Raw genomic sequence first — 24,938 nt, 5'->3', positions numbered from 1 at the left:
TGTGATCATGAGCCGCACACTCATCGAACTCCTCCGCGAAGGCCACGAGGGCCACGACGGCCTCCCCGCCGACGCCCTCCTCACGGACCCCGACATCACGGCCTCGTACGCGAACGACATGGCGAGCTTCTGCGACGCGGGCACCCCGGCCGTCGTCGTCCTGCCACGCACCGTCGAACAGGTCCAGCACGTCATGCGCACGGCGACCGAGCTACGGATCCCGGTGGTCCCCCAGGGCGCCCGCACGGGCCTCTCGGGCGGCGCGAACGCCAGCGAGGGCTGCATCGTGCTGTCCCTGGTCAAGATGGACCGCATCCTGGAGATCAACCCCGTCGACCGGATCGCGGTCGTCGAACCCGGCGTCGTCAACGCCACGCTCTCCCGAGCCGTGAACGAACAGGGTCTCTACTACCCGCCGGACCCGTCCAGTTGGGAGACCTGCACCATCGGCGGGAACATCGGCACGGCATCGGGCGGCCTGTGCTGCGTGAAGTACGGCGTGACGGCGGAGTACGTCCTCGGGCTCGACGTCGTCCTCGCCGACGGACGGCTCATGAGCACCGGACGCCGCACGGCCAAGGGCGTCGCCGGCTACGACCTCACGCGCCTGTTCGTCGGCTCCGAGGGCAGCCTCGGCATCGTCGTCCGCGCGACCCTCGCCCTGAAGCCCCAGCCGCCCCAGCAGCTGGTCCTGGCCGCCGAGTTCGGCTCGGCCAAGGCCGCCTGCGACGCCGTATGCAAGATCATGGAAGGGGGGCACGTCCCCTCACTCCTGGAACTGATGGACCGCACGACCATCAGGGCCGTCAACGCGCTGGCCCACATGGGCCTCCCGGAGACCACCGAAGCGCTGCTCCTCGCCGCCTTCGACACCCCGGACCCCGCCGCGGACCTCGCGGCCGTCGGCGCGCTCTGCGAGGCCGCGGGCGCCACCCAGGTCGTCCCGGCCGAGGACGCGGCCGAGTCCGAACTGCTGCTCCAGGCACGGCGGTTGTCGCTCACCGCGCTCGAAGCCGTCAAGGGCACCACGATGATCGACGACGTGTGCGTGCCGCGCTCGAAGCTCTCCGACATGCTCGAAGGCGTCGACCGTATCGCCGAGAAGTACGGCCTCACGATCGGGGTCTGCGCGCACGCGGGCGACGGCAACACCCACCCCACCGTCTGCTTCGACGCCGCCGACCTCGACGAGGGCCGCCGCGCCCGCGAGTCCTTCGACGAGATCATGGCCCTCGGTCTCGAACTCGGCGGCACGATCACCGGCGAGCACGGCGTGGGCGTCCTGAAGAAGGAGTGGCTGGCGCGCGAGATCGGCCCGGTGGGCGTGGAGATGCAGCGCGCCATCAAGGCGGCCTTCGACCCGCTCTCCCTCCTGAATCCCGGCAAACTGTTCTGAGCCTTCGGTGCGTGTGTCTCCGCTCTCGCCCCCGTGGCGTCGGAGCTCACTCACCGTCCTTGGACTCGTCCGAGGGCCACGGGTCACGCAGCCAGAGGTCGTCGACACGGCCCGTGGTCGGCGTGAGCAGCTCGGCGAGGCCGTCGTCGATGCCGAGCCGCTCAGCCTCAGAGCCCGGAGGGACCACCCGCAGCGTGCGCTCGAGCCAGGCGGACACGGCGGGCGACGGCGCCTCAAGGAGGGCGTCACCGTCGGGTGAACTCAGCGCCATCAGGACGACGCTGCGACCGTCGACCTTGGTCGGCCAGACCCGGACATCGCCGTGCCCGCAGGGCCTGAACACCCCCTCGACCAGCAGTTCGCGGGCGAACGTCCAGTTCACGGGGTGCTCGGAGCCGATGTGGAAGGCGATGTGGACGGCGTAGGGATCGTCGGTGCGGTAGGTGAGGCGGGCCGGGACGGGGATCGCGCGTTCCGGCGAGAGGACGAGTTTGAGCTCAAGCTCGCGTTCCACCACGGTGTGCATGTCGGTGCGTTCCTTCCTCGTGCGGGGCCCTGGAGCGGGCCCGTGCAAGGAGAGAGCGCGATGGGCGCCGAGCGTTACGCGGGTTCCGGAAACTTTTTCCGTACGAAGTTGAAGAGGCTCGTTGCCCTGGTTGAACTGTGCCCGGAAAGTGGTCTGTAGGGCAGGAGACGCCCAGGGGGACGCGGAGGTCTGATAGATGTGGAACATCTAAAAGACCCCCGAGCAGATACGGGACGACGGACATGAGCGCCCCAACTCCGGCCCCAGGCGACGACAGGCCCCGCGAAGGCTACTACCCCGATCCGTCCATTCCCGGATATGTCCGGTACTGGAACGGTGCGGCCTGGGTGCCCGGGACCAGTCGTCCCGCCCCGACCGACGGCGAATCGCTCCCCGCGCCTCCGGGGGCGGCGGCGCCCGCACCCGCGGCCGCCGAGGAGACCGGGCCGCACTTCTTCGACGAGGAGCCCATGCCGGCGCCCGAGTCGGCAGCCGGTGCGGGTGCGGGTGCCGCCGACATCCCCTCGCAGCACGGGGCCAGGCCCGAACCCGCCTCCGCGTGGCAGGCGGACTCGGCCCGGCAGGCGGGGCTCGGCGGCGAGCAGGACCACCGGGTCTCGTGGGGCGGGGATCCGCGGGACCCGAGGGACCCGCGAGTGGCGGGCGGACCGGCCCCCGCGGAGGCGCCTGCCGCCGCTGCTTCTCCCTCTCCCTCTCCCGCTGCTTCTCCCTCTGCTCCTGGGGAGACCAACGGGCCCGGCACGGTGCAGATCCGAGCGGTCAAGCCGCCGTCGAAGGACCAGCAGCCCCCGACGACCGAGGGCACGGTGACGTTCCGCAGGCCCGCGGGCCCGGTGCGGCCCACCGCGGCCACGCCCGCCACCGAAGGCACCATGGCGATCCGGGCGCTGCGCCCGAAGTCGGCCGGTACGGCGGCGCAGAGCCCGGCGCCCGCGCAGGCCGCCGTGCCTCCCCAGGCCGCCGCGCCCGCCCCTGCGTCCACCCCCGCCCCGGCGCCCGCACCGGCGCCCGCGCCCGCCCCCGTACAGCCGACCGTCCCGCATCAGGGCGGTGCGCCGGGTGGTGCGGCGTCGCCCGTGACCTCGGGGCCCGGTGGCGGCTCGCCCTCGTGGGCGCAGCAGGTGCACCAGCTCGCCGAGGGGGACGGCCAGCAGCAGCCCGTCGTGCCGTGGAAGCCGGTGGCCAGTGACCCCTTCCTCGCGATGGCGCAGAACCAGGCGGCGGGGCGGCCCGCCGGACTCGGCAAGCGGTTCGCCGCGCGGCTCATCGACACCGTCCTCCTGGTGGCCGTGACGGGGGCCGCCGCGCTCCCGCTGGGCACGAAGGCCGCCGACCACATCGACAGCAAGATCGACGCGGCGAAGATGTCCGGCGAGAAGGTCACCGTGTGGCTGCTGGACGGCACCACGGCGGGGTACCTGGGGATGGTCCTGGGCGTCCTGCTGCTCTTCGGCGTCCTTTACGAGGTGCTGCCCACGGCCAAGTGGGGGCGGACGCTGGGCAAGAAGGTCCTCGGGCTCCAGGTGCGGGACATGGAGGAGCACGAGACGCCGACGTTCGGGGTGGCGTTGAAGCGGTGGCTGGTCTACGTCGTTCCCGGGGTCCTGGTGATCGGGGTCGTCGGCGTCCTGTGGTGCGTGTTCGACCGGCCGTGGCGCCAGTGCTGGCACGACAAGGCTGCCGGAACGTTTGTGGCGGGCTAGATCCCTTTCCCCGACCCCGCCCCTTCCCGAAAACCCGCTCGGCGCGGGGGCCCACCTGGGGCTCCGCCCCAGACCCCGCTCCTCAATCGCCGGAGGGGCTGAATTTTCAGCCCTTAACCCGGACAGCCGCTCGCCGGATGCGCCCCCGGCGCACTCGCGGTCGACTCGCAGCATGAGTACCGAACCGCCGCAATACCCGCCGCCCCCCGACGACAACGACCCCTTCAGGAAGCAGCAGCCCCCGCCGTACGGCGGTGACCCCTACGGCGGCGGCGCTGGTGGAGGCGGAGATCCCTACGGCGGTGCCGGTGACCCGCTTGCCGGGATGCCGCCCCTGGCGGAGAGCGGCAAGCGCGTGCTCGCCCGCATCATCGACATGATCCTCGTCGGCGTGGTCGTCTGGCTGCTCTCCTGGGCCTTCGGCACGAACGAGTTCGACGTCGACCCCGACGAGGTGCAGTACGGCAAGAGCTTCGGGCAGTCCCTGCTCGCCGCCGTGCTCTACATCGCGTACGACACCTTCATGATCTCCAGGACGGGCCAGACCCTGGGCAAGAAGTGGCTGGGTCTTCGGGTCGCGAACCTCAACGACGGGGCGACCCCCACCCTGCAGACCGCGCTCGTCCGCGCGGCCGTCCTCTGGCTTCCGTTCGCCTTCTGCTGCGCCTGCATCTGGACAGCGATCTGTGGCGGCTGGAGCTTCTTCGACAAGCCCTACAAGCAGGGCCTGCACGACAAGGCGGCCAAGACCGTCGTGGTCAGCACCGGCTGACGACGGGAGACCGCCGCGGCGGCGGCAACGGCAGTGGCGTAACCGGCGGGCCCGTGATCGTTACGGGCCCGCCGGCTCGCGTACGGAGTCGGCCAGGACAGGACCGGCGGCACGCTGGGCCGGAACGCGCTCGTCCGCGGTCCGGGCGGCCGGAGTGACCCGTGCGGCCGGTGAGGCCGCGGGTTGTGGCTGCGGAACCGTCATCGCCACGAGTAACCCGAGGCCGAGCGCGGCGGCGGCTATCACCGCGACACCGATACCCGAGCTCGTCTGGGAGAGCAGCAGCATGGCGAGCGTCGAACAGACGACGGTCAGCGTGCCGTACGTGATCTGGGCGGGGGTGGGACGAGGCAGCGGCATGGGACGAGGCATGGCGTAATCCGTCCTCGGGACAGCGGATGCGGGGGTGGTCGTGCCCAATGTGAAGCTGTATACGAATCAAAGGGTGCCCGGCTACGGCGACTTGAGAAATGCCGCCTCGCGCTGGAGCGCACCGTCGATTGACTCTAATCCGCTGCATGCCCGACGGGAACGGGCGGTAAGCGTGACCTAACCCACGGTGCGGCAGCACAGGGGGCGCACGGGTTCATGACGTCCATCAAGTGGACGGTGGGACGCGCCCGTTGACCATGCCGGCAGCGGGCGCACGCGTCCGGATAGCGGATCCGTGGGTCTGCATAGTGTACTTGGCCTGTTCAAGTCAAGGTCTGTCTTTTCTTCCGTATCTCCGGTCCAATGTCGTCACTTGTGACGCGTATCGCGCGCGGACCTCCTCCGACCGGGACTTCGGCCCGCCTTCGCGCGGACGCGGGGGAGGACAGCATCAAGTGACAGTCAGAAGACGGACGTTCAGAGCCACCGCGGCTGCCGTGGCGATGGCCGCGGCAGCCGCCACGTTCTCGGCAGCCACGGCATCCGCCGAGGACGGCGGGGCGACCGGAGCTCCCGCCATCGACCGGCAGGACCCGGGAAGGACCAAGGCGCAGGTCGACCACGACCTCGACGGGCCCTTCAGCAAGCAGCAGGCGCAGCAGCGCAAGGCGGCGCTTCAGCAGGTCGTCGCGGGCGACGCCAAGGTGCAGAAGCGCGGCGGCTCCCAGGTCGTGAAGCTCGACGACAAGAAGTACGTCGAGCTGGGCCGGGAGAAGACCGACAAGATCTTCACGATCCTGGTGGAGTTCGGGGACAAGGTGGACGACACCACCATGTACGACCCCGACGGTCCCGAGGGCCCCGAGGCGCCGGTCAAGAAGTACGGCGGCAAGGCGGGCCCCGCGCACAACACGATAGCCAAGCCGGACCGTGCGAAGGACAACAGCACGGCCTGGCAGAAGGACTACAACCAGAAGCACTTCCAGGACCTCTACTTCGGTGAGGGCAAGGACTCCAAGGGCAAGAAGAAGGAGTCCCTGAAGACCTACTACGAGAAGACCTCGTCCGGCCGTTACTCGGTCGACGGAGAGGTCTCCGACTGGGTCAAGGTCGACTACAACGAAGCGCGGTACGGCTCCAACTACTGCGGCGACACCAACTGCCCGAACGTCTGGGACGCGGTCAAGGACGGCGTCACCGCCTGGACCAAGGACCAGAAGGCCCAGGGCCGCACGGACGCCCAGATCAAGGCGGACCTCGCCAAGTACGACCTCTGGGACCGCTACGACTTCGACGGCGACGGCAACTTCAACGAGCCGGACGGCTACATCGACCACTTCCAGCTCGTGCACGCGGGCGAGGACGAGTCGGCCGGCGGCGGCGCCGAGGGCGAGAACGCCCTGTGGGCGCACCGCTGGTACGCGTACGGCAACGACGCGGGCAACACCGGTCCCGGCCAGAACAAGGCGGGCGGCACGCAGATCGGCGACTCGGGCATCTGGGTCGGCGACTACACGATGCAGCCGGAGAACGGCGGCCTCGGCGTCTTCGCCCACGAGTACGGCCACGACCTCGGTCTGCCCGACCTGTACGACACCTCGGGCAAGGGCGAGAACTCGGTCGGCTTCTGGTCGCTGATGTCGGCAGGGTCCTGGCTCGGCACCGGCAAGAACGCCATCGGTGACCTGCCCGGCGACATGACGGCCTGGGACAAGTTCCAGCTGGGCTGGCTCGACTACGCCAAGGCCAAGGCCGCGACGATGTCCGAGCACAAGCTGGGCGTCTCCGAGTACAACACCCGCCACCGTCAGGCGCTCGTCGTCGACCTCCCGAAGAAGGCCGTCACCACCACGGTGACCAAGCCGACCGAGGGCTCCAAGCAGTGGTGGAGCGACCAGGGCGACGACCTCAAGAACACCCTGACGCGCTCGGTCGACCTGACCGGCAAGTCCAAGGCCGCGCTCTCCCTGGACGGTTGGTGGGACATCGAGGCCAACTACGACTACCTCTACACCGAGGTATCGACGGACGGCGGCGCCAACTGGACGCCGGTGGACGGCACCGCGGACGGCAAGCCCATCCCGCGCGACGCCGGTGACAAGCCCGCGTTGACCGGTGCTTCGGGTGCGTACAAGAAGCTCGCGTTCCCGCTCGACGCGTACGCCGGCAAGAAGATCGACGTCCGTTTCCGGTACTCCACGGACGGCGGCGCGGGCGGCAAGGGCTTCGCGGCCGACGCCCTCGCGATCACCGCGGACGGCGCCAAGGTCTTCGAGGACGGCGCCGAGGGCGACGACAACGGCTGGACGGCGAAGGGCTTTTCGCGCATCGGCGAGTCCTTCACCAAGAAGTACGACCAGTACTACCTCGCCGAGAACCGGCAGTACGTGTCGTACGACAAGACCCTGAAGAACGGCCCGTACAACTTCGGCTTCTCGAAGTCTCGTCCGGACTGGGTCGAGCACTACCCCTACCAGACCGGCCTCATGGTCTGGCAGTGGGACACCTCGCAGAAGGACAACAACACCAGCGCGCACCCCGGCGAGGGTCTGATCCTTCCGGTGGACGCGCACGCCAAGCCGCTCAAGTGGGCGGACGGCACGCTGCTGCGCAACAAGATCCAGCCGTTCGACGCGCCCTTCAGCAAGTTCGCGACGGACAAGTTCACGCTCCACAACGCGGACGTCGCGCTGAAGATCAAGTCCCAGAAGGGTGTTCCGGTCTTCGACGACCACAAGGGCACCTACTGGTTCAAGGAGAACGGCACGGGAAGTGTCAAGGTCACTGACACCAACACCCAGATCAAGATCATCAAGCAGCCGAAGGATGGCTCCTCGATCACGGTCCAGGTGGGTCCCTCCAAGAAGTAATTAGCGTTTTCGCAGGTCAAGCCATGATCGGCCGTCGCCCTCTAGCGGGCGGCGGCCGATCGTGTTTAGGTGCGTCCTGTGGATTTCTTATTGACACGGGGTCCGGCTGTTCCGGTTTCGGGCCCCGTGCGACGTCTCACGGGGGTGTGACCAGCCATGTCCGCAGGAGGTTTCAGCAAGCTGCCGAACGGCAGTGTGGTGGTGGCCCTGACCCTGCCGAGCCCTGTCATGGGCGGCGGCAACGTCCGGATGATCGTCCACGCGGTGAACCGCGCGAGGGCGCTGACGCGGCTGCGGAATCTGGGCATGCGCGCGGTGTACCTGCGGGGCAACGCGGAGCCGCCGACGCCGGACGAGATCACGGCGGTGCTGCACCATCCGGACGGGTTGATATGGCGCACGGCGCCGGACGCCGCCGCTGAGCTCTGGCATCCCATCCGGGCCCTGAAGCGGCAACGGCCCGGACGGCCGGAGACCAGCGCCTCGGGTGTGTGAGGGGGCGCTCCCGCGCCCCTGCCGGGCTCAGACCACCGGCTTGCCCGTCAGTTCCACTCCGGCCGTTCTGAGGTCCTCCAGGGCCCGCTCCGTGGTCTCCTCGGAGACGCCTGCGGTCAGGTCGAGCAGGACTGCCGTGCCGAAGCCCTCCCGTACCGCGTCGAGCGCGGTGGCGCGTACGCAGTGGTCCGTGGCGATGCCCACCACGTCCACGTCGGTGATCTTCCGGGCCCGCAGCCAGTCCGCCAGGGACACGCCGTTCTCGTCGGTCCCCTCGAAGCCGCTGTAGGCGGCCGAATAGGCACCCTTGTCGAACACCGTGTCGATGGCCCCGGAGGCGACGACCGGCGCGAAGTTCGGGTGGAACCCGGTGCCCTCCGTGCCCGCCACGCAGTGCGGGGGCCATGAACGCACGTAGTCCGGGTGGTCCGAGAAGTGGTCGCCCGGGTCGATGTGGTGATCACGGGTGGCCACCACGTGCCGGTAGCCCGCGGGCGCCTGGCCGATCAGCTCGGTGATCGCGGCGGCCACGTCCGATCCCCCCGCGACCGCGAGGCTGCCGCCCTCGCAGAAGTCGTTCTGCACATCGACGACGATCAGAGCGCGGCGCATCGGGTGTCCTTCGGCTCGGCAAGGCTCGTAGGCAGTGAGGAAGAGAGAGGGAACTCGGCCGGATGAACCGAGCGTAGAGACTTCCACGGCGATGCGGGAGAGGGCGTTCGAACGCCCCGCTCCGCACTCCGGCGCACAATTCAGATGTATTCCGTCGGAATGACCGCCTCGCCCTTGGACAGCTGCGTCGCCGACAGCGGAAGCCGCTCCCGCGCCGCCGCGTGCCGCTCGCGCACGGTGTCGAGCGGCTCGCGCGCCACGACCTCGCCGCCCTTGACCAGCTCGACGAGGAGCTGGTGGTCGGCGAGCTCCACCGGCACGGCGCCCGTGCCGATCACCTCGGCCTCGGCCACCCCGTACTCGTCGGGCCGCCGCGCGGCCCACTTGCGACCGCCCACGGACGACTTGGCGCCGAGCGACTTCTTGGCCACCGGCTCAAGCGGAGCCTTCGCGTCCGCCGAGTGGGCGCGAGCCACCAGCTTGTAGACCATCGAGCAGGTCGGGTGCCCGGACCCGATGACGAGCTGCGTGCCCACGCCGTACGCGTCCACGGGCGCCGCCGCGAGGGAGGCGATGGCGTACTCGTCCAGGTCCGAGGTCACGACGATCTTCGTCTTCGTGGCGCCCAGCTCGTCGAGCTGCTGGCGCACCCGGTGCGCGACCAGGAGCAGGTCCCCGGAGTCGATGCGCACGGCGCCCAGCTCGGGCCCCGCGACCTCGACGGCGGTGCGGACGGCCTCGGTCACGTCGTACGTGTCGACGAGCAGCGTGGTGCCGGGGCCCAGGGAGTCCACCTGGGCCTGGAAGGCGTCGCGTTCGTTGTCGTGCAGGAGGGTGAAGGCGTGGGCGGACGTGCCGACCGTGGGGATGTCGTAGCGGAAGCCCGCCGCCAGGTCGGAGGTGGTGGTGAAGCCGCCGACGTACGCGGCGCGCGAGGCGGCGACGGCCGCGAGCTCGTGCGTACGCCGTGCGCCCATCTCGATCAGCGGGCGCTCACCGGCGGCCGACGCCATCCGGGAGGCCGCGGCCGCGATCGCCGAGTCGTGGTTGAGGATGGAGAGGATCACCGTCTCCAGGAGCACGCACTCCGCGAAGGAGCCCTCGACGCGCAGGATCGGCGAGCCCGGGAAGTAGACCTCGCCCTCCGGATAGCCCCAGATGTCACCGCTGAAGCGGTACGAGGAGAGCCATTCGAGGGTCGTCTCGTCGACGACGCGGCGCTCGCGCAGGAATCCGATGACGTCGGCGTCGAAGCGGAAGTTCTCGACGGCGTCCAGGACCCGGCCGGTTCCGGCCACCACTCCGTAGCGGCGCCCCTCGGGCAGTCTGCGCGTGAAGACCTCGAAGACGGAGCGCCGATCGGCGGTGCCGGCCTTCAGCGCGGCCTGCAGCATCGTGAGCTCGTAGTGATCCGTGAAGAGCGCTGTCGACGGAACATCCACCGGCAGCCCAAGGTCCGCTGTGTTCATACGAAGGATGCTACCCCGCATCTCGTCACTCTGACGATTTCCTGGGCCCATTTGTGCGAGGGCCCCCTGCGGGTGGCAGCATGGGACAAGTGAGTACGGCTCCCGCAGAGATCACCCGCCCCGAATCGGCCGAAGAGACCTTCGCCGTTCCGGAGCCGGATGTCCCATGGATCACGCTCGTCCACAACGACCCGGTCAATTTGATGAGTTACGTGGCCTATGTGTTCCAGTCCTACTTCGGGTACTCGAAGGAGAAGGCCACGAAGCTGATGATGGACGTGCATCACAAGGGCCGCGCGGTCGTCTCCACCGGCTCCCGCGAGGAGATGGAGCGCGACGTACAGGCCATGCACGGGTATGGGCTCTGGGCCACCCTCCAGCAGGACCGGAAGTAGCGACGCATCTGATGCCAGGACAATTCGAAGCCATCCCCGGGGGCGGCGCCGCCGTCGCGCTCGACGAGGTCGAGATCTCGATCATCCGCTCCCTCACCGTGCAGCTCCTGGAGCTGATCGGCCCCGGACCGGCCGAGGACGCCTCGGACGACCCCCTCGCGGAGCTGTTCGCCGAGGGCCCCAGCGAACCGCCCACCGACCCGGTCCTCCAGCGGCTGCTGCCTGACGCGTACGGCGGACCCGGCAGCGAGGAGGGCGCCGCCGATCCCGACGAACTGCGCGCGTACTCCTCGGAGTTCAGGCGCTTCACCGAGAACGACCTGCGGGCCAAGAAGCGGGACGACGCCCTGGTGGTGATCCGCAGCCTCGACGCCATGACGTCCAAGGGCGAGGGCGGCGCCGTACTGAAGCTGTCCACCGACGAGTCGCGGCACTGGCTCGGCTCGCTCAACGACCTCCGCCTGGCGATCGGCGCGCGCCTCGAAGTGACGGACGAGGACGACACCGACCTGCTCTACCAGCTGCCGGACGCCGATCCCCGCAAGCCGATGGTGATGGCCTACCTCTGGCTGGGCGGTCTCCAGGAGACGCTGGTCGGCACCCTCATGGGTTAGAGGTCACACCGGGCGGCGACAAAATCGTTGTATGTAGCAGCGGTTACCTCCCGTTCGCTCATCGGACGCTCAAATCCGGATAACGATCGTGTCACTTCAATGCCCGCCTTTGATGCGGCGAGGGAATTTTGTCCGGTTCTTCTCGTGGCATGGGCCACATGCGGCCCCATCAGCCACTATTGCCGCCGTGATAAATCTTCACGACCACTCGGTGACGCCACCCATGTCACCGGTGGCGCTCGGGCCGGCAGACCGCCGGTAGCACTCCATCCATATCCGGGGGGATCAGGACCTGATCCGTTGCCATACGCAGACTTGCGGGCACGGATCTAGCGTGGAGAAAGGCGTCACCATGACCTCAGTGCAGGTCGAAGAGCATCACGACGGCAATGAGGCCGGCGGAGCGGGCGGTTCGTCCGGTTCGTCAGGCGAGGGTTATCAGCGCGGGCTCGGTGCCCGGCAGATCCAGATGATCGCGATCGGCGGTGCCATCGGCACCGGCCTGTTCCTCGGCGCGGGCAAGGCCATCCACAAGGCCGGTCCGAGCCTCATCCTGGCTTACGCCATCGCCGGCCTCGTCATCTTCTTCATCATGCGTGCCCTGGGCGAGCTGCTCATGTACCGCGCCGTGTCGGGCTCCTTCTCGGAGTACGCACGTGAATTCATCGGCCCGTTCTTCGGGTACGTGACCGGCTGGACGTACTGGCTCTTCTGGGTCGTCACCGGCATCACGGAAGTCACGGCGGCGGCCCAGTACATGCAGTACTGGACGCACGACTCCATTCCACAATGGGCCTACGCGCTGATCTTCACGGTCATCCTGTACGGCGCCAACCTGATCTCCGTGAAGCTCTTCGGCGAGCTCGAGTTCTGGTTCTCGATGGTCAAGGTCACCGCGATCATCGGCATGATCCTGATCTGCGCCGGAATCCTCACCATCGGCTTCTCCGACGCCGGTGACACCGCTTCCGTCTCCCACCTGTGGGACCAGGGCGGCTTCTTCCCCAACGGCATCGGCTCGACGCTGATGACGCTCCAGATCGTGATGTTCGCCTTCCTCGCCGTCGAGCTCGTCGGCGTCACCGCGGGGGAGTCCAAGGACCCGAAGACCGTCCTGCCCAAGGCCATCAACACCGTGCCGTGGCGCATCGCCGTCTTCTACGTCGGCGCGCTCATCATGATCCTCTCGGTCGTGCCGTGGACGGAGTTCGTGCCGGGCGTCTCGCCGTTCGTCGCCGCCTTCGACAAGATGGGCCTCGGCGTCGGCGCCGCGATCGTCAACTTCGTCGTCCTGACGGCCGCGCTCTCCTCCTGCAACTCCGGTATGTACTCCACCGGCCGCATGCTGCGCGACCTGGCGCTCAACGGGCAGGGCCCGAAGTTCTTCACCAAGCTCACGAAGAACGGCCTGCCCCTGGTCGGCACCACCTTCTCCGCCGCGCTGATGCTGGTCGGCGTCTGGATCAACTACCAGTGGCCGGGCGAGGCGTTCAACTACGTCGTCTCCTTCGCTACCATCTCCGGCATGTGGGCCTGGATCATGATCCTGGTCTGCCAGATCAAGTACCGCCGCAAGGCCGACCGCGGCGAGCTGCCGCAGTCCACCTTCCGGGCGCCGGGAGCGCCGTACACGAGCTGGTTCGCCCTCGCCTTCATCGCCATGGTCATCGTGATGATGGGTATCGACAAGGACGCCCGGATCTCGCTCTACGCGGCTCCGGTGTGGGCCCTGATCCTCGGCGTCGGCTACCTGGTCATGCAGAAGCGCGGCAACGCGCAGTCCACGGGCGGCGGCGAGGCCGAGCCGCAGGACACGGTGCAGAAGTAGCGCCGTAACGCCTGATCCCAGCATGTGGGCCGGTCCGTACCACTCTTCGGTACGGACCGGCCCTTCTGCTTATCCTGGCTGCCATGCTGACCCTCACCCAGGCCCTCCACGACCAGATCGTCGCGCACGCGCGCCAGGACCACCCCGACGAGGCCTGCGGTGTGGTCGCGGGCCCGGAGGGCACCGGCCGCCCCGAGCGCTTCATCCCGATGCTGAACGCGGCCCGCTCGCCCACGTTCTACGAGTTCGACTCGACCGACCTCCTCAAGCTCTACCGCGAGATGGACGACCGCGACGAGGAGCCGGTGATCGTCTACCACTCGCACACGGCGACCGAGGCCTACCCCTCGCGCACGGACATCTCGTACGCCAACGAGCCCGGCGCCCACTACGTCCTGGTCTCCACGGCCGACGCCGACGACGCGGGCGAGTTCCAGTTCCGCTCCTTCCGGATCGTGGACGCGGAGGTCACCGAGGAGAAGGTCGAGATCGTCCAGGCATACTGAGCTTCACCTTTGAGGCGGCAGGGCCCAGGAAGCCGGTGCGAATCCGGCACGGTCCCGCCACTGTGACCCCACCCTTCGCGGGCGGGGCAGTCAGGAACTGACCTGCCGCCTTCTTCTCCCACGACGCAGGGGACGCGGAATCCCCTGGAGGAGGCAGCCCAGCCATGCCCCGCCCCATACGCCTGCTCGCCGCCGCGGCCCTGCTCGTCCCGCTCGCCGCCTGCTCGTCCGCCGCGGACCCCGCTTCGGAAAAGCCCGCCGCGAAGGCCCCCGGCTTCCCCTACACGGTCACGAACTGCGGCGTGAAGACGACGTACGAAGCACCCCCCGAGCGCGCCGTGACGATGAACCAGCACGCGACGGAAGTGATGCTGGAGCTGGGCCTGAAGGACCGCCTCGCGGGCACGGCGTACCTGGACGACAAGGTGCTGCCGAAGTACGCGAAGGCGTACGCGGACACCCCGGTCATCGCCAAGGAGTACCCCTCGTACGAGAAGCTCCTGGCCGCGAACCCCGACTTCGTCTACGGCGGCTACGCGAGCGCGTTCCAGGCGGGCGATGGCCGCAGCCGCAAGGCCCTGGCCAAGTCCGGCGTCGAGAGCCGCCTCAACGTCGAGGGCTGCGCGAAGCGGCCCGTGTCGATGGACGACGTCTACAAGGAGGTCCGCGAGGTCGGCAGCACGTTCGGGGTGCGGCAGCGGGCGGACGAGTGGGTGGGCGACGCCGAGCGCCGGCTGTCCGCCACGGCGAAGAAGCTGAAGTCCAAGAAGCGGGTCCCGGTCTTCGTCTACGACAGCGGGGACAAGACCGCGTTCACTGCGGGCGGCCGTGGCATCGGCAACGACATCATCGAACGGGCGGGCGGGCGCAACGTCTTCGCCGACCTGGACAAGTCCTTCGGCGACGCGTCCTGGGAGTCGGTGGTCGACCGCAAGCCCGAGATGATCGTGATCCTCGACTACGGCGGCACGACGGTCGCCCAGAAGAAGAAGCGCCTCCTGGACGACCCGGTCCTCGCGGACGTCCCCGCCATCAAGCACAAGCGCTTCGCGGTCCTTCCGCTGTCGGACACGGTGGTGGGGGTGAGGGCACCGGGGGCGGTGGAAAAGCTGGCGGACCAGCTGTGAATCCTCAGGCCGTCCGGCGTTTGAGGACGAATTCGGCGGAGCCGGTGATCGACGGCAACCGGTCCGCGGCGAGGGTAAGGCTGCGGTACGGCACCGTCGTCGCCGGGCTGCTGACAGCCCTCGCGGCGGCGGTCGTCGCAGGCCTGGTCCTGGGCTCGGTTCGGATACCCCCGGCCGACGTCCTGGAGATCCTCACCGGCCGCGCGGAGCCCTCCCCGTTCCGCACGATCGTGCTGGACGTCCGCCTACCCCGGGTCCTGCTCGGCGCGGCCGTAGGCGCGGGCCTCGCCGTCATCGGCACCGTCCTCCAGGCCCTGGTCAGGAACCCCCTGGCCGACCCGTTCCTGCTCGGTGTCTCCTCCGGCGCCTCCGCCGGAGCCGTCGCCGTCATCGTCCTCGGCAGCGCCTTCGGCATCGGCACGGGCCTGGCCACCACCGTCACCATCCCGGCCGCCGCCTTCGTGGGCGCCCTGCTCTCCCTGCTCGTCGTCTACACCCTGGCGAGGTCGGGAGGCGGGGGCTTCGCCACCGGGCGCCTGATCCTGGCCGGAGTGGCCGTCTCGTACATCCTCTCCGCCCTGACCAGCCTGATCCTGATCATGGCCGACAGCACGGACCACCTGAAGGAAGTCCTGTACTGGACGCTCGGCGGACTCGGCAGCGCCCGCTGGGACATGCTCGCCCTGCCCGGCGCCGCCCTGATCGTGGGCACGGCGCTGCTCGTCGCCCTGGCCCGCCCCCTGGACCTGCTCCTGGTCGGCGAGGAGGGCGCCACCGTCCTCGGCCTGGACACGGCCCGCTTCCGCGCCGCCGTCTTCGTCCTCGCCTCGCTCCTGACCGGCGTACTCGTCGCCTACAGCGGAGCCATCGGCTTCGTCGGCCTGATGGTGCCGCACGCGGCCCGGATGCTGGTCGGCGCCGCCCACCGGGCGCTCCTGCCGGTGGTGGCCCTGATGGGCGCGGTGTTCCTGGTGGCGGCCGACCTCGCCGCGCGCACGGTCGCGGCCCCGCAGGACATCCCGGTCGGCGTCCTGACGGCGCTGACGGGCGGCCCGTTCTTCCTCTGGATGCTGCGAAGGAACCGTACGGAGGCGACCGCGTGAGCAACCCCGCGGCGACCCTGACCGCCGAGTCCCTCACCTACCGCACAGGTGGGAAGCCCCTCGTCGACGACGTCACCCTGCACGCCGCCCGAGGCGAGACCGTCGGCCTGGTCGGCCCCAACGGCAGCGGCAAGACCACCCTCCTGCGCTGCGTCTACGGCACCCTCACGCCCACCGGCGGGCGCGTGCTCCTGGACGGCGACGACCTCGCGGCCCGCTCGGCCAAGGACCGCGCCCGCCGCATCGCCACCGTCCCGCAGGACGGGCACACCGGCTTCGAGCTCACCGTCCGGCAGATCGTCGCCATGGGCCGCTCCCCGCACAAGCGCTTCTGGGAGGCGGACACCGCGCGGGACGCCGCCCTGGTCGGCGAGGCCCTGGAGCGGGTCGGGGCCGCCGATCTCGCCCACCGCGCCTTCGCCGGGCTCTCCGGCGGCGAGCGCCAGCGCGCCCTGGTGGCGAGGGCGCTGGTGCAGGAGCCCGGGGTCCTGGTCCTGGACGAACCGACCAACCACCTGGACATCCGCTACCAGCTGGAGATCCTCTCCCTGGTCCGCGACCTCGGCACGACGAATCTCCTGGCCCTGCACGACCTGAATCTGGCCGCGTACTACTGCGATCGTCTGTACGTGCTCGACGCGGGCCGCCTCGTCGCGTCGGGACCGCCGAAGGAGGTCCTGACCAGCGAGCTCCTCGCCGAGGTGTACGGGGTCACGGCGGAGGTCTCGGTGCACCCCGTGACCGGGGCGCCGACGGTCACGTATCTCCCGCCATCCAGGTGATGGACGCAATCCGTCCACCATGCGAGATCACATTCCAGAACCCGGACCGGGAATCGATACGATGACCGCATGGTTCCCCACGACGTGAGCGACAAGATGCCGGGCATGCTGCTCGTTGCGCGTCTGCACGTCGATTTGTGCAGGCTTTCCAGCGCGATCTGTTCGCGCTGACCGCCGCCGCCGTACGGCCGTGAGCCGCGGCGCCACCCCGCGTAGCGCCCTGCGCAGCAGAGCCTCACGCACCCGAACTTACGTACCCGCACCACCGGGCCGCCGCGCGCCCACCCACGTGACTTCTCCCGACAGGAGCTCCCCGCCATGGCCATCGAGGTCCGCATCCCGACCATCCTCCGCACCTACACCGACGGCGCCAAGGCCGTCGAGGGCAGCGGTGACACCCTCGCCGAGCTCTTCACCGACCTCGACTCGCGGCACGCGGGCATCGCCGAGCGGCTCATCGACCCGGCGAACGGCGACAAACTGCGCCGCTTCGTGAACGTGTACCTGAACGACGAGGACGTCCGCTTCCTGGACGGCATCACCACCAAGCTCACGGACGGCGACAGCGTCACGATCCTCCCGGCCGTGGCCGGCGGCATGGTCTGATCGCGGATGCCTCGCTACGACTCCCCGCTGGCGGCCGTGGGCAACACGCCCCTCGTCCGCCTGCCGCGCCTCTCCCCCTCCGACGACGTCCGCATCTGGGCGAAGCTGGAGGACCGGAACCCGACCGGCTCCATCAAGGACCGCCCGGCGCTGCACATGGTCGAACAGGCGGAGAAGGACGGGCGGTTGACGCCCGGCTGCACGATCCTGGAGCCGACGTCCGGCAACACGGGCATCTCGCTGGCCATGGCGGCCAAGCTCAAGGGCTACCGCATCGTGTGCGTCATGCCGGAGAACACCTCGCAGGAGCGGCGTGAGCTCCTCGCCATGTGGGGCGCGGAGATCATCCCGTCCCCGGCGGCCGGCGGCTCCAACACGGCGGTACGCGTCGCCAAGGAGCTGGCGGCCGAGCACCCGGACTGGGTGATGCTCTACCAGTACGGCAACCCGGACAACGCGGGCGCGCACTACGCGACGACCGGCCCGGAGATCCTCGCGGACCTGCCCTCCGTCACCCACTTCGTGGCGGGGCTCGGCACCACGGGCACGCTCATGGGCGTGGGCCGCTTCCTGCGCGAGCAGAAGCCGGACATCAAGGTCGTCGCCGCGGAGCCCCGCTACGACGACCTCGTGTACGGCCTGCGCAACCTGGACGAGGGCTTCGTCCCCGAGCTGTACGACGCCTCCGTCCTGACCACCCGCTTCTCGGTCGGCTCGGCCGACGCGGTCACGCGCACCCGCGAGCTCCTCCAACAGGAGGGGATCTTCGCGGGGGTCTCCACCGGGGCCGCGCTGCACGCGGCGATCGGCGTGGGCAAGAAGGCGGTGGCGGCGGGGGAGTCCGCCGACATCGTGTTCGTGGTGGCCGACGGGGGCTGGAAGTACCTCTCGACGGGCGTCTACACCGCCGAGACGACCGAGGCGGCGATCGAGACGCTGCAGGGCCAGCTGTGGGCTTAGGCGCCCCCGCGGAGCGGGCTCGTCACCGGCTTCGCCGTGTTCGTCCTCAAACGCCGGACGGGCTGGATCTCTCCAGCCCGTCCGGCGTTCTGACGTCTACCCCGCCAAGTACCGCACCTGATCCCACAGCGCCGGATCCACGATCCCCGCCCGCCTGCGGAACTCCCCCACCGGCACGTCCCGCAGCTCGTCCGTCTCCAGGAAGCTGGGCCGACCCCGCGCGTCACCCACCGACCCCGGCGGCAGCGGGATCACCCCGGCCCGCTCGTCGTGGTACTTGCTGGTGATCTTCGCGACGACCGCGCTCCCGCCCCGCACCGAAAGCACGAGACAGGGCCGGTCCTTCTCGCCGGGCCCGTCCTCGTAGGGCACCTTCGCCCACCAGATCTCCGCCGGTCGGGGCCCGGACCGCCTGCGCCGCGGCCCGCGCGGGCGGCTCGGCGGGCGGGTCGTCCCGCCACGGGGTCCACGGTCGCTGCGGCCCCGGCCGTCCACCACCGCGGCGACCATCGCGAGCACCAGAACAGCGGCCAGCGCGAGCCACCACGACGTATCCATACGGCAGACGGTACCGGCGCGCACCCCGCCCCGCGCGCCCCCCGAACCGGTGACACCGCAGGTGAGTTCTCCCACAACGGCCCACGACGGAGGAGCGACCGGACCTTTTGCGCCTTACGCTCGACGGATCGCAGAACTCTTCGAAGGGCCTCCCGCAGGCCCTCGCGAGCCCCCGCAAGGCCCCCGCACAACCCCCGTTTCGCCCCCGGAGGTTTCCGCTCCATGAAGCTCACCGTCGTCGGCTGCTCGGGGTCGTTTCCGTCCGCGGACTCGGCCTGCTCGAGCTACCTCGTCGAGGCCGACGGCTTCCGGCTGCTTCTCGACATGGGCAATGGTGCCCTGGGCGAGTTGCAGCGCCACATCGGTCTGTACGACGTCGACGCGATCTTCCTCAGCCATCTGCACGCCGACCACTGCATCGACATGTGCGCCTACTTCGTGGCGCGCTACTACCGGCACGAAGGCGGCCGCTGCGCCCCCATCCCGGTCTACGGGCCAGAGGGCACCGAGCAGCGTCTGACCACCGCGTACGCCGACACCCCGTCGGCCTCCTCGATGAGCGAGGTATTCGACTTCCACACCGTCAAGCCGGCCTCGTTCGACATCGGCCCCTTCGCGGTCCGCACGGAGAAGATGCGCCACCCCGTCGAGGCGTACGCCATCCGCGTCGAGCACGGAGGCAGGTCCCTCACGTACTCGGGAGACACCGGCGTGTGCGGCGCGCTCGACGAACTGGCCGCCGACACCGACCTGTTCCTCTGCGAAGCTGCCTTCACGGACGGCAAGGAGAACATCCCCGACCTGCACCTCAACGGCCGTGAGGCGGGCGAGTCCGCCCAGCGCGCGAGCGCCGCGCGGCTCCTGCTCACCCACATCCCGCCGTGGACGGACCCCCAGGTGAACCTGGCGGACGCCCGGACGGCGTACGAAGGACCGGCCGAACTGGCAACACCCGGCCGGAGCTACTCGGTCTAGCCCGGTCTGTCAGCTGGCTCTAGCGCCTGGTTCCGCGGCCGCCGAGCGCCATCCTGTTCCAGGTGTGGCGGCGGCCGCGGATCGCGACCGAGTACGCGTACATGACCTCCGGATCGCACATGCCCGGCAGGTAGGAGTCCCCGAAGTGGTGCGCGTCGACGCCCACTTCCTTCGCGTTCAGGGCCAGCTGCGGCACGACGTTGACGTGGCTGCCCTCCTGGCTGGTGCCGATCGCCCCCATCACGACCGCCCCCGCGTCCTGCACCGCGGCCACGGCCTCGGCCGCCAGCTCCTTGGTGACGCCGGGCAGCGTCCCCGGCAGCGGCATGACCACCCCGTCGGCGCCCGCGTCCACCAGCGAGGTCAGCCGGGCGGCCGTGACCCGCTCCGGGTGCCCGGCGTGGTGCATCTTGCCGCTCCACAGCGCGACGTCGTCACCGAGGCCCTGCCGTAGCTCCTCCGTGACCCGCGCGAGTCCCTCGTACGAACCGCCCGTCCCGGGATTCGCCGTCAGGCAGAGCATCGCCGCACCCATGTCGATGAGCCGCCTGGCGTACTCGGGCTTGGCGCGGCGGATCTCGGGGACGTCGCCGGGCTCCAGGTTGATGCCGATGGGCCTGCCGATGAAGTCGGCGAGCTCGCCGATGGACGCGAAGGTGCCGAGCCCCGGCAGGTCGAGCCGCTCGCCGTCCCAGGCCCGCTCGATCAGGTTCAGTACGACGATGTCGGCGCCGAAGGCCGCGACGAGCTCGGCATTGTGCACACCCGGCATGCCGGGCATCGGCACGAGCGCCGCCCGGTCGGCGAACACCTCGCCGACCATGGTGCGCCCCTCGGCGGCGGCGACCGACGCGGTCAGGGCGCGGCCTCGGAGGGCGGAGAGGCCGGCGCGGTCCAGGTCGAGGATGCGGGGGGTCTGAGGGGTCTGAGGGGCCTGGGGGGCTTGAGGGGTGCTGGTCATGTCTTCGACCGTAAGCCGCAGAGCATGACAAAGCCCCTCGCCGTTGGTACCGATGGCGAGGGGCTTATGTCCTGAGGTGGGGCCGGGGGCTACTTCCCCTCGGCCTTCTGGAGCTCGGCGAGCTCCTCGTCGGACTCGCGGCCCGGCGTCGGGAGGTTCCACTTGGTGATCGCGAAGCGGAAGATCGCGTAGTAGACCGCCGCGAAGCAGAGGCCGACGAGCACGAGCATCCAGGGCTTGGTCGCGATGCCCAGGTTGAGGAAGAAGTCGATCGCACCGGCCGAGAAGCCGAAGCCGTCCTTCATGCCGAGCGCCCAGGTGAGCGCCATGGAGACACCGGTGAGGACCGCGTGGATCGCGTAGAGCACCGGGGCGATGAACATGAAGGTGAACTCGATCGGCTCGGTCACACCGGTGACGAACGCGGTGAGCGCGAGCGAGAACATCATGCCGCCGACGACCTTGCGGCGCTCGGGGCGTGCACAGTGCACGATCGCGAGGCAGGCCGCGGGGAGGGCGAACATCATGATCGGGAAGAAGCCGGTCATGAACTGTCCGGCGGAGGGGTCACCCTGGAGGAAGCGGGCGATGTCGCCGCTCTTGCCCTCGTACGAACCGGCCTGGAACCACGGGAACGAGTTCAGCAGGTGGTGCATGCCGACGGGGATCAGCGCACGGTTGACGACACCGAAGATGCCCGCGCCGACCGCGCCCGAACCGACCAGCCACTCACCGAAGTTGTGCAGACCCGTGCCGAGGACCGGCCAGATGTAGCCGAAGATGATGCCGATGAACAGACCCGCGAAGGCGGAGAGGATCGGGACCAGGCGGCGGCCACCGAAGAAGCCCGCCCAGTCGGGCAGCTTCGTCCGGTAGAACTTCTGGTACAGCAGGGCCACGACTATGCCCATGACCACACCGCCCAGGACCTTGGCGTCCACCGGCGCTTCCACCATGACGACCTTGCCGTCGACGGCGGTGGCGATCTTCGGCAGGTTCTTGTCCGTGAAGGTGCCGAGCACCTTCTGGAAGACCAGGTAGCCGGTGACGGCCGCGAGGGCCGTCGAGCCGTCCGACTTCTTGGCGAAGCCGATCGCGATGCCCACGGCGAACAGCAGCGCCATGTTGTCGATGATCGCGCTGCCGCCGGCCGCCATGAACGTGGCGATCTTGGTGATGAACGCGGGGAAGGAATCGCGGCCGAGCATGTCGGGCTGGCCGAGGCGGATGAGCAGGGCGCCTGCGGGCAGCACGGCGACCGGCAGCATGAGGCTGCGGCCGATGCGCTGCATGACAGCCATCGCGCCTGCGCCCTTCTTCTTGTCGGCCGCGGGGGCGGCACTGGCCGTGGACACAACTTCCTCCAGTGGGCAAGGCGCCGCCAAGGACAAGGCAGAGGGGGACGGCGGCGTCTCCAGGGACCGCGGCGAGAGCCGCGTGGTCTACACCAATTAGTGGTGTAGACCTGTTGTAGCACGGTGAAGGTGACGTAAGGAACCCACGAGTTTTGTGGGGTCGGCCATAACGCGAAATGAACGCAGAAAGACCCCCGGCCCGGTAGGGCCGAGGGTCTTCCGTATGTGCTCCGCGGGAGGCCGCGCGCCAGGCGCCGATCCGCCCCCTGCCAAGGGCTATGCCTTCGTCTGCTCCGCATCCTGCGCTTCCGCTTCCTCTTCCGGTTCTCGCCCCGGCGTCGGAAGGTTGAACTTGCGGATCACAAAGCTGAACAGGGCGTAGTACACCGCCGCGAAGACAAGACCGATCGGAATGATCAGCCAGGGTTTGGTCGCCAGGCTCCAGTTGATGACGTAGTCGATCAGACCCGCCGAGAAGCTGAAGCCGTCCTTGACCCCCAGGCCCCACGTCACCGCCATGGACACACCCGTGAGGACCGCGTGGATCGCGTACAGCAGGGGCGCGATGAACAGGAACGAGTACTCGATCGGTTCGGTGATGCCCGTGACGAACGACGTCAGACCGACCGAGAGCATCATGCCGCCGACCACCTTGCGCCGCTCCGGACGGGCCGCGTGCGTGATCGCCAGGGCCGCCGCCGGGAGCGCGAACATCATGATCGGGAAGAAGCCCGACGTGAACTGGCCCGCCGTCGGGTCGCCCGCCAGGAAGCGGTTGATGTCACCGTGGACGATCGTGCCGTCCGGCTTGGTGAAGTCGCCGAACTGGAACCAGACGAACGTGTTCAGGAACTGGTGCAGGCCGATCGTGAGCAGCGCGCGGTTGGCCACACCGAAGATGCCGGAGCCGAGCCACCCGAGGTCCACGAGCCACTTGGAGAAGTGGGTGAGCGCGTCACCGATGGGCGGCCAGATCCAGACGCACAGACCCGCGAAGACCAGGCCGACGAAGGCCATGATGATCGGCACCAGACGGCGGCCGTTGAAGAAGCCGAGCCAGTCGACCAGCTTCACGCGGTGGTAGCGCTGCCAGAACCACGCGGCGAGCAGGCCCATCACGATGCCGCCGAAGACCCCTGGGTTCTGGTACGCCGCCTGTGCGGGCGTGCCGTCCTGCGCGATGCAGACGCCGCTCCACATGCCCGCCGCGCCGAAGGTGGTGTCCGCGGGGCAGTCGTCGGGGAAGGCGCGAAGCACCGCGTAGTAGACGAGGAAACCCGCGACCGCCGCGAGGGCCGTGGAGCCGTCCGACTTCTTGGCCATGCCGATCGCGACACCGATGCAGAACAGCAGGGGCAGGCCGAGGGTGGAGTCCAGGAGCGAGCCGCCCGCCGCCGCGAAGACCTTGGCGACGTTGTCCCAGCCGAGGCCGTCGGCGCCGAAGACGTCCGGCTGGCCGAGGCGGTTGAGGATGCCCGCCGCGGGCAGGACGGCGATGGGCAGCTGGAGGCTGCGGCCCATCTTCTGGAGGCCCTGGAAAAGACCGTTCCACCACTTCTTCTGCGGCACCGCTGCTGCTTCGGAACTCATCGGCGTCCCCTCCGGAACAAGCCAGGTTTGGCGGTCGTTGAAAACTGGTGTAGACCAGTTGCGGAACAGGTGCGGTGCCGTCCCGTCAGACATGACACGAGGGATGGCATGAGGGATGGCACCTTGATCGTCATCATTGGGTACGAGTGCCGTAACCGCCCGCGAAGATGCTCCAACCGTGCGTTAACGTGACAAAGCGACCTACGGTGTGGCGAGGCCGCGTCCTTTAGGAACAGGGAGAACACCATGGCCAGCAAGGCTGAGAAGATCGTCGCCGGGCTCGGCGGCATCGAGAACATCGAAGAGGTCGAGGGCTGCATCACCCGCCTCCGCACCGAGGTTCACGACCCGAGCAAGGTCGACGACGCCGCGCTGAAGGCCGCGGGCGCGCACGGGGTCGTCAAGATGGGCACCGCGATCCAGGTCGTCATCGGCACGGACGCCGACCCGATCGCCGCGGACATCGAAGACATGATGTGAGTCGCTGAGCTCACCGGTGAGGGGCCCTTCCCGCGAACGGGGAAGGGCCCCTCACCCATGTGCGGACGGGCCTCACCCAGGTACGGATAGGCTCACCCGCATGTCCTCACAGCCCCAGCCCCGCATCGACGGCCGCACCCCCGAACAGCTCCGCCCGATCACGATCGACCGCGGCTGGAGCAAGCACGCCGAGGGATCCGTCCTCATCTCCTTCGGTGACACCAAAGTCTTCTGCACCGCCTCCTTCACCGAAGGCGTCCCGCGCTGGCGCAAGGGCAGCGGCGAAGGCTGGGTCACCGCCGAGTACTCGATGCTGCCGCGCTCCACCAACACCCGCGGCGACCGCGAATCCGTACGCGGCAAGATCGGTGGCCGCACGCACGAGATCTCCCGCCTGATCGGCCGATCGCTGCGCGCGGTCATCGACTACAAGGCCCTCGGCGAGAACACCATCGTCCTGGACTGCGACGTCCTCCAGGCCGACGGCGGCACCCGCACCGCCGCGATCACCGGCGCGTACGTGGCGCTGGCCGACGCCGTCGCCTGGGCGCAAGGCAAGAAGATCGTCAAGGCCGGCCGCAAGCCCCTCACCGACACGGTCTCCGCCGTCTCCGTCGGCATCGTCGGCGGCGTACCGCTCCTCGACCTGCGCTACGAGGAGGACGTCAAGGCCGACACCGACATGAACGTCGTCTGCACCGGCGACGGCCGCTTCGTCGAGGTCCAGGGCACGGCCGAGGCCGAGCCCTTCGACCGCAAGGAACTGAACGCGCTGCTCGACCTCGCCGTCGGGGGCTGCGAGGACCTGGCCGCGTTCCAGCGCCAGGCGCTCGAAGCGACGAAGTAGGCGGCCACCCGGTTG

The 24,938-nt window shown here is 69.3% G+C and carries 26 protein-coding genes and 1 riboswitch; of the genes, 18 read left to right on the top strand and 8 right to left on the bottom strand.

The annotated features are described in order from the left end of the window. Positions 1-7: 7 nt before the first annotated feature. Positions 8-1,396, top strand: a complete 1,389-nt coding sequence (locus tag ACFUPX_RS31050) for an FAD-binding oxidoreductase (protein WP_383330064.1) — start codon at positions 8-10, stop codon at positions 1,394-1,396. Positions 1,397-1,442: 46 nt separating this feature from the next. Here ACFUPX_RS31050 and ACFUPX_RS31045 read toward each other — a convergent pair whose 3' ends face one another. Beyond that, positions 1,443-1,922 carry an SsgA family sporulation/cell division regulator gene (locus tag ACFUPX_RS31045; RefSeq protein WP_383330061.1) on the bottom strand — a complete coding sequence of 160 codons (480 nt, stop codon included), beginning with the start codon at positions 1,920-1,922 and terminating at the stop codon, positions 1,443-1,445. A 242-nt stretch (positions 1,923-2,164) separates the two neighbouring features. On the opposite strand from ACFUPX_RS31045, the gene ACFUPX_RS31040 reads away from it, so the two are divergent. Beyond that, a complete protein-coding gene (locus tag ACFUPX_RS31040) occupies positions 2,165-3,646 on the top strand; it encodes an RDD family protein (RefSeq protein WP_383330058.1) in 1,482 nt (493 codons plus the stop codon). A 172-nt stretch (positions 3,647-3,818) separates the two neighbouring features. Beyond that, positions 3,819-4,418, top strand: a complete 600-nt coding sequence (locus ACFUPX_RS31035) for an RDD family protein (protein WP_383330055.1) — start codon at positions 3,819-3,821, stop codon at positions 4,416-4,418. 60 nt (positions 4,419-4,478) lie between these two features. Here ACFUPX_RS31035 and ACFUPX_RS31030 read toward each other — a convergent pair whose 3' ends face one another. Further along, positions 4,479-4,772, bottom strand: coding sequence for a hypothetical protein (locus ACFUPX_RS31030; RefSeq protein WP_383330141.1), 294 nt, complete (start codon positions 4,770-4,772; stop codon positions 4,479-4,481). 473 nt (positions 4,773-5,245) lie between these two features. Here ACFUPX_RS31030 and ACFUPX_RS31025 point away from each other — a divergent pair, with 473 nt between their 5' ends. Continuing rightward, entirely contained in the window at positions 5,246-7,660 is a 2,415-nt protein-coding gene (locus tag ACFUPX_RS31025; protein ID WP_383330052.1) for an immune inhibitor A domain-containing protein, read from the top strand. A 156-nt stretch (positions 7,661-7,816) separates the two neighbouring features. Continuing rightward, positions 7,817-8,155 (top strand): hypothetical protein, encoded by a 339-nt coding sequence (locus ACFUPX_RS31020; protein ID WP_383330049.1) that lies wholly within the window; start codon positions 7,817-7,819, stop codon positions 8,153-8,155. Between the two features lie 27 nt (positions 8,156-8,182). Here the strand turns inward: ACFUPX_RS31020 and ACFUPX_RS31015 are convergent, their stop codons facing one another. Together ACFUPX_RS31015 and ACFUPX_RS31010 are read right to left on the bottom strand one after the other, a co-directional pair. Beyond that, positions 8,183-8,767 carry a nicotinamidase gene (locus tag ACFUPX_RS31015; protein WP_383330048.1) on the bottom strand — a complete coding sequence of 195 codons (585 nt, stop codon included), beginning with the start codon at positions 8,765-8,767 and terminating at the stop codon, positions 8,183-8,185. A gap of 140 nt (positions 8,768-8,907) precedes the next feature. After that, complete coding sequence (locus ACFUPX_RS31010; protein ID WP_383330045.1) at positions 8,908-10,236, bottom strand: nicotinate phosphoribosyltransferase; 1,329 nt, start codon at positions 10,234-10,236, stop codon at positions 8,908-8,910. 80 nt (positions 10,237-10,316) lie between these two features. Here ACFUPX_RS31010 and clpS point away from each other — a divergent pair, with 80 nt between their 5' ends. From clpS to ACFUPX_RS30960, 10 genes are all read left to right on the top strand, one after another. Beyond that, positions 10,317-10,631, top strand: coding sequence for an ATP-dependent Clp protease adapter ClpS (clpS, locus tag ACFUPX_RS31005; protein WP_361836503.1), 315 nt, complete (start codon positions 10,317-10,319; stop codon positions 10,629-10,631). 11 nt (positions 10,632-10,642) lie between these two features. Then, the gene (locus ACFUPX_RS31000; protein WP_383330041.1) at positions 10,643-11,245 is read left to right on the top strand and encodes a DUF2017 domain-containing protein; all 603 of its coding nucleotides are present in this window, start codon (positions 10,643-10,645) and stop codon (positions 11,243-11,245) included. A 352-nt stretch (positions 11,246-11,597) separates the two neighbouring features. Next, complete coding sequence (locus tag ACFUPX_RS30995; protein ID WP_383330038.1) at positions 11,598-13,073, top strand: amino acid permease; 1,476 nt, start codon at positions 11,598-11,600, stop codon at positions 13,071-13,073. A gap of 83 nt (positions 13,074-13,156) precedes the next feature. Continuing rightward, a complete protein-coding gene (locus tag ACFUPX_RS30990; RefSeq protein WP_383330035.1) occupies positions 13,157-13,579 on the top strand; it encodes a Mov34/MPN/PAD-1 family protein in 423 nt (140 codons plus the stop codon). Beyond that, a riboswitch (cobalamin riboswitch) is annotated at positions 13,575-13,700 on the top strand. It overlaps the preceding gene by 5 nt. 43 nt (positions 13,701-13,743) lie before the next feature. Continuing rightward, complete coding sequence (locus ACFUPX_RS30985) at positions 13,744-14,706, top strand: ABC transporter substrate-binding protein (RefSeq protein WP_383330032.1); 963 nt, start codon at positions 13,744-13,746, stop codon at positions 14,704-14,706. Between the two features lie 47 nt (positions 14,707-14,753). Next, positions 14,754-15,809, top strand: a complete 1,056-nt coding sequence (locus ACFUPX_RS30980) for a FecCD family ABC transporter permease (protein ID WP_383330138.1) — start codon at positions 14,754-14,756, stop codon at positions 15,807-15,809. After that, positions 15,806-16,591 (top strand): ABC transporter ATP-binding protein, encoded by a 786-nt coding sequence (locus ACFUPX_RS30975; protein ID WP_383330030.1) that lies wholly within the window; start codon positions 15,806-15,808, stop codon positions 16,589-16,591. The genes ACFUPX_RS30980 and ACFUPX_RS30975 overlap by 4 nt, the downstream gene beginning before the upstream one ends. Before the next feature lie 69 nt (positions 16,592-16,660). Further along, a complete protein-coding gene (locus ACFUPX_RS30970) occupies positions 16,661-16,762 on the top strand; it encodes a putative leader peptide (RefSeq protein ID WP_336605789.1) in 102 nt (33 codons plus the stop codon). Positions 16,763-16,909: 147 nt separating this feature from the next. Next, positions 16,910-17,197 (top strand): MoaD/ThiS family protein, encoded by a 288-nt coding sequence (locus tag ACFUPX_RS30965; RefSeq protein WP_383330026.1) that lies wholly within the window; start codon positions 16,910-16,912, stop codon positions 17,195-17,197. Positions 17,198-17,203: 6 nt separating this feature from the next. Further along, a complete protein-coding gene (locus ACFUPX_RS30960) occupies positions 17,204-18,157 on the top strand; it encodes a PLP-dependent cysteine synthase family protein (RefSeq protein WP_383330023.1) in 954 nt (317 codons plus the stop codon). A gap of 96 nt (positions 18,158-18,253) precedes the next feature. Here ACFUPX_RS30960 and ACFUPX_RS30955 read toward each other — a convergent pair whose 3' ends face one another. Continuing rightward, positions 18,254-18,715 carry a type II toxin-antitoxin system PemK/MazF family toxin gene (locus ACFUPX_RS30955; protein WP_383330020.1) on the bottom strand — a complete coding sequence of 154 codons (462 nt, stop codon included), beginning with the start codon at positions 18,713-18,715 and terminating at the stop codon, positions 18,254-18,256. A 222-nt stretch (positions 18,716-18,937) separates the two neighbouring features. On the opposite strand from ACFUPX_RS30955, the gene ACFUPX_RS30950 reads away from it, so the two are divergent. After that, the gene (locus ACFUPX_RS30950; protein WP_383330017.1) at positions 18,938-19,690 is read left to right on the top strand and encodes an MBL fold metallo-hydrolase; all 753 of its coding nucleotides are present in this window, start codon (positions 18,938-18,940) and stop codon (positions 19,688-19,690) included. 19 nt (positions 19,691-19,709) lie between these two features. Here ACFUPX_RS30950 and ACFUPX_RS30945 read toward each other — a convergent pair whose 3' ends face one another. From ACFUPX_RS30945 to ACFUPX_RS30935, 3 genes are all read right to left on the bottom strand, one after another. After that, a complete protein-coding gene (locus ACFUPX_RS30945; protein WP_383330014.1) occupies positions 19,710-20,651 on the bottom strand; it encodes a hypothetical protein in 942 nt (313 codons plus the stop codon). 89 nt (positions 20,652-20,740) lie between these two features. Then, positions 20,741-22,006: a PTS transporter subunit EIIC gene (locus tag ACFUPX_RS30940; protein WP_383330011.1), complete on the bottom strand. Its 1,266-nt coding sequence runs from the start codon at positions 22,004-22,006 to the stop codon at positions 20,741-20,743. Between the two features lie 276 nt (positions 22,007-22,282). After that, the gene (locus ACFUPX_RS30935; protein WP_383330008.1) at positions 22,283-23,596 is read right to left on the bottom strand and encodes a PTS transporter subunit EIIC; all 1,314 of its coding nucleotides are present in this window, start codon (positions 23,594-23,596) and stop codon (positions 22,283-22,285) included. A 246-nt stretch (positions 23,597-23,842) separates the two neighbouring features. On the opposite strand from ACFUPX_RS30935, the gene ACFUPX_RS30930 reads away from it, so the two are divergent. Continuing rightward, positions 23,843-24,076: a PTS glucose/sucrose transporter subunit IIB gene (locus tag ACFUPX_RS30930; RefSeq protein ID WP_344523958.1), complete on the top strand. Its 234-nt coding sequence runs from the start codon at positions 23,843-23,845 to the stop codon at positions 24,074-24,076. A 100-nt stretch (positions 24,077-24,176) separates the two neighbouring features. Next, positions 24,177-24,923: a ribonuclease PH gene (rph, locus tag ACFUPX_RS30925; protein ID WP_383330005.1), complete on the top strand. Its 747-nt coding sequence runs from the start codon at positions 24,177-24,179 to the stop codon at positions 24,921-24,923. Positions 24,924-24,938: the final 15 nt, after the last annotated feature.

The sequence above is a fragment of the Streptomyces sp. NPDC057302 genome (assembly GCF_042667685.1).
Classification (GTDB): domain Bacteria; phylum Actinomycetota; class Actinomycetes; order Streptomycetales; family Streptomycetaceae; genus Streptomyces.
The sequence above is the reverse complement of the archived record's forward strand: the minus strand, read 5'-3'. Positions and strand labels throughout refer to the sequence as shown.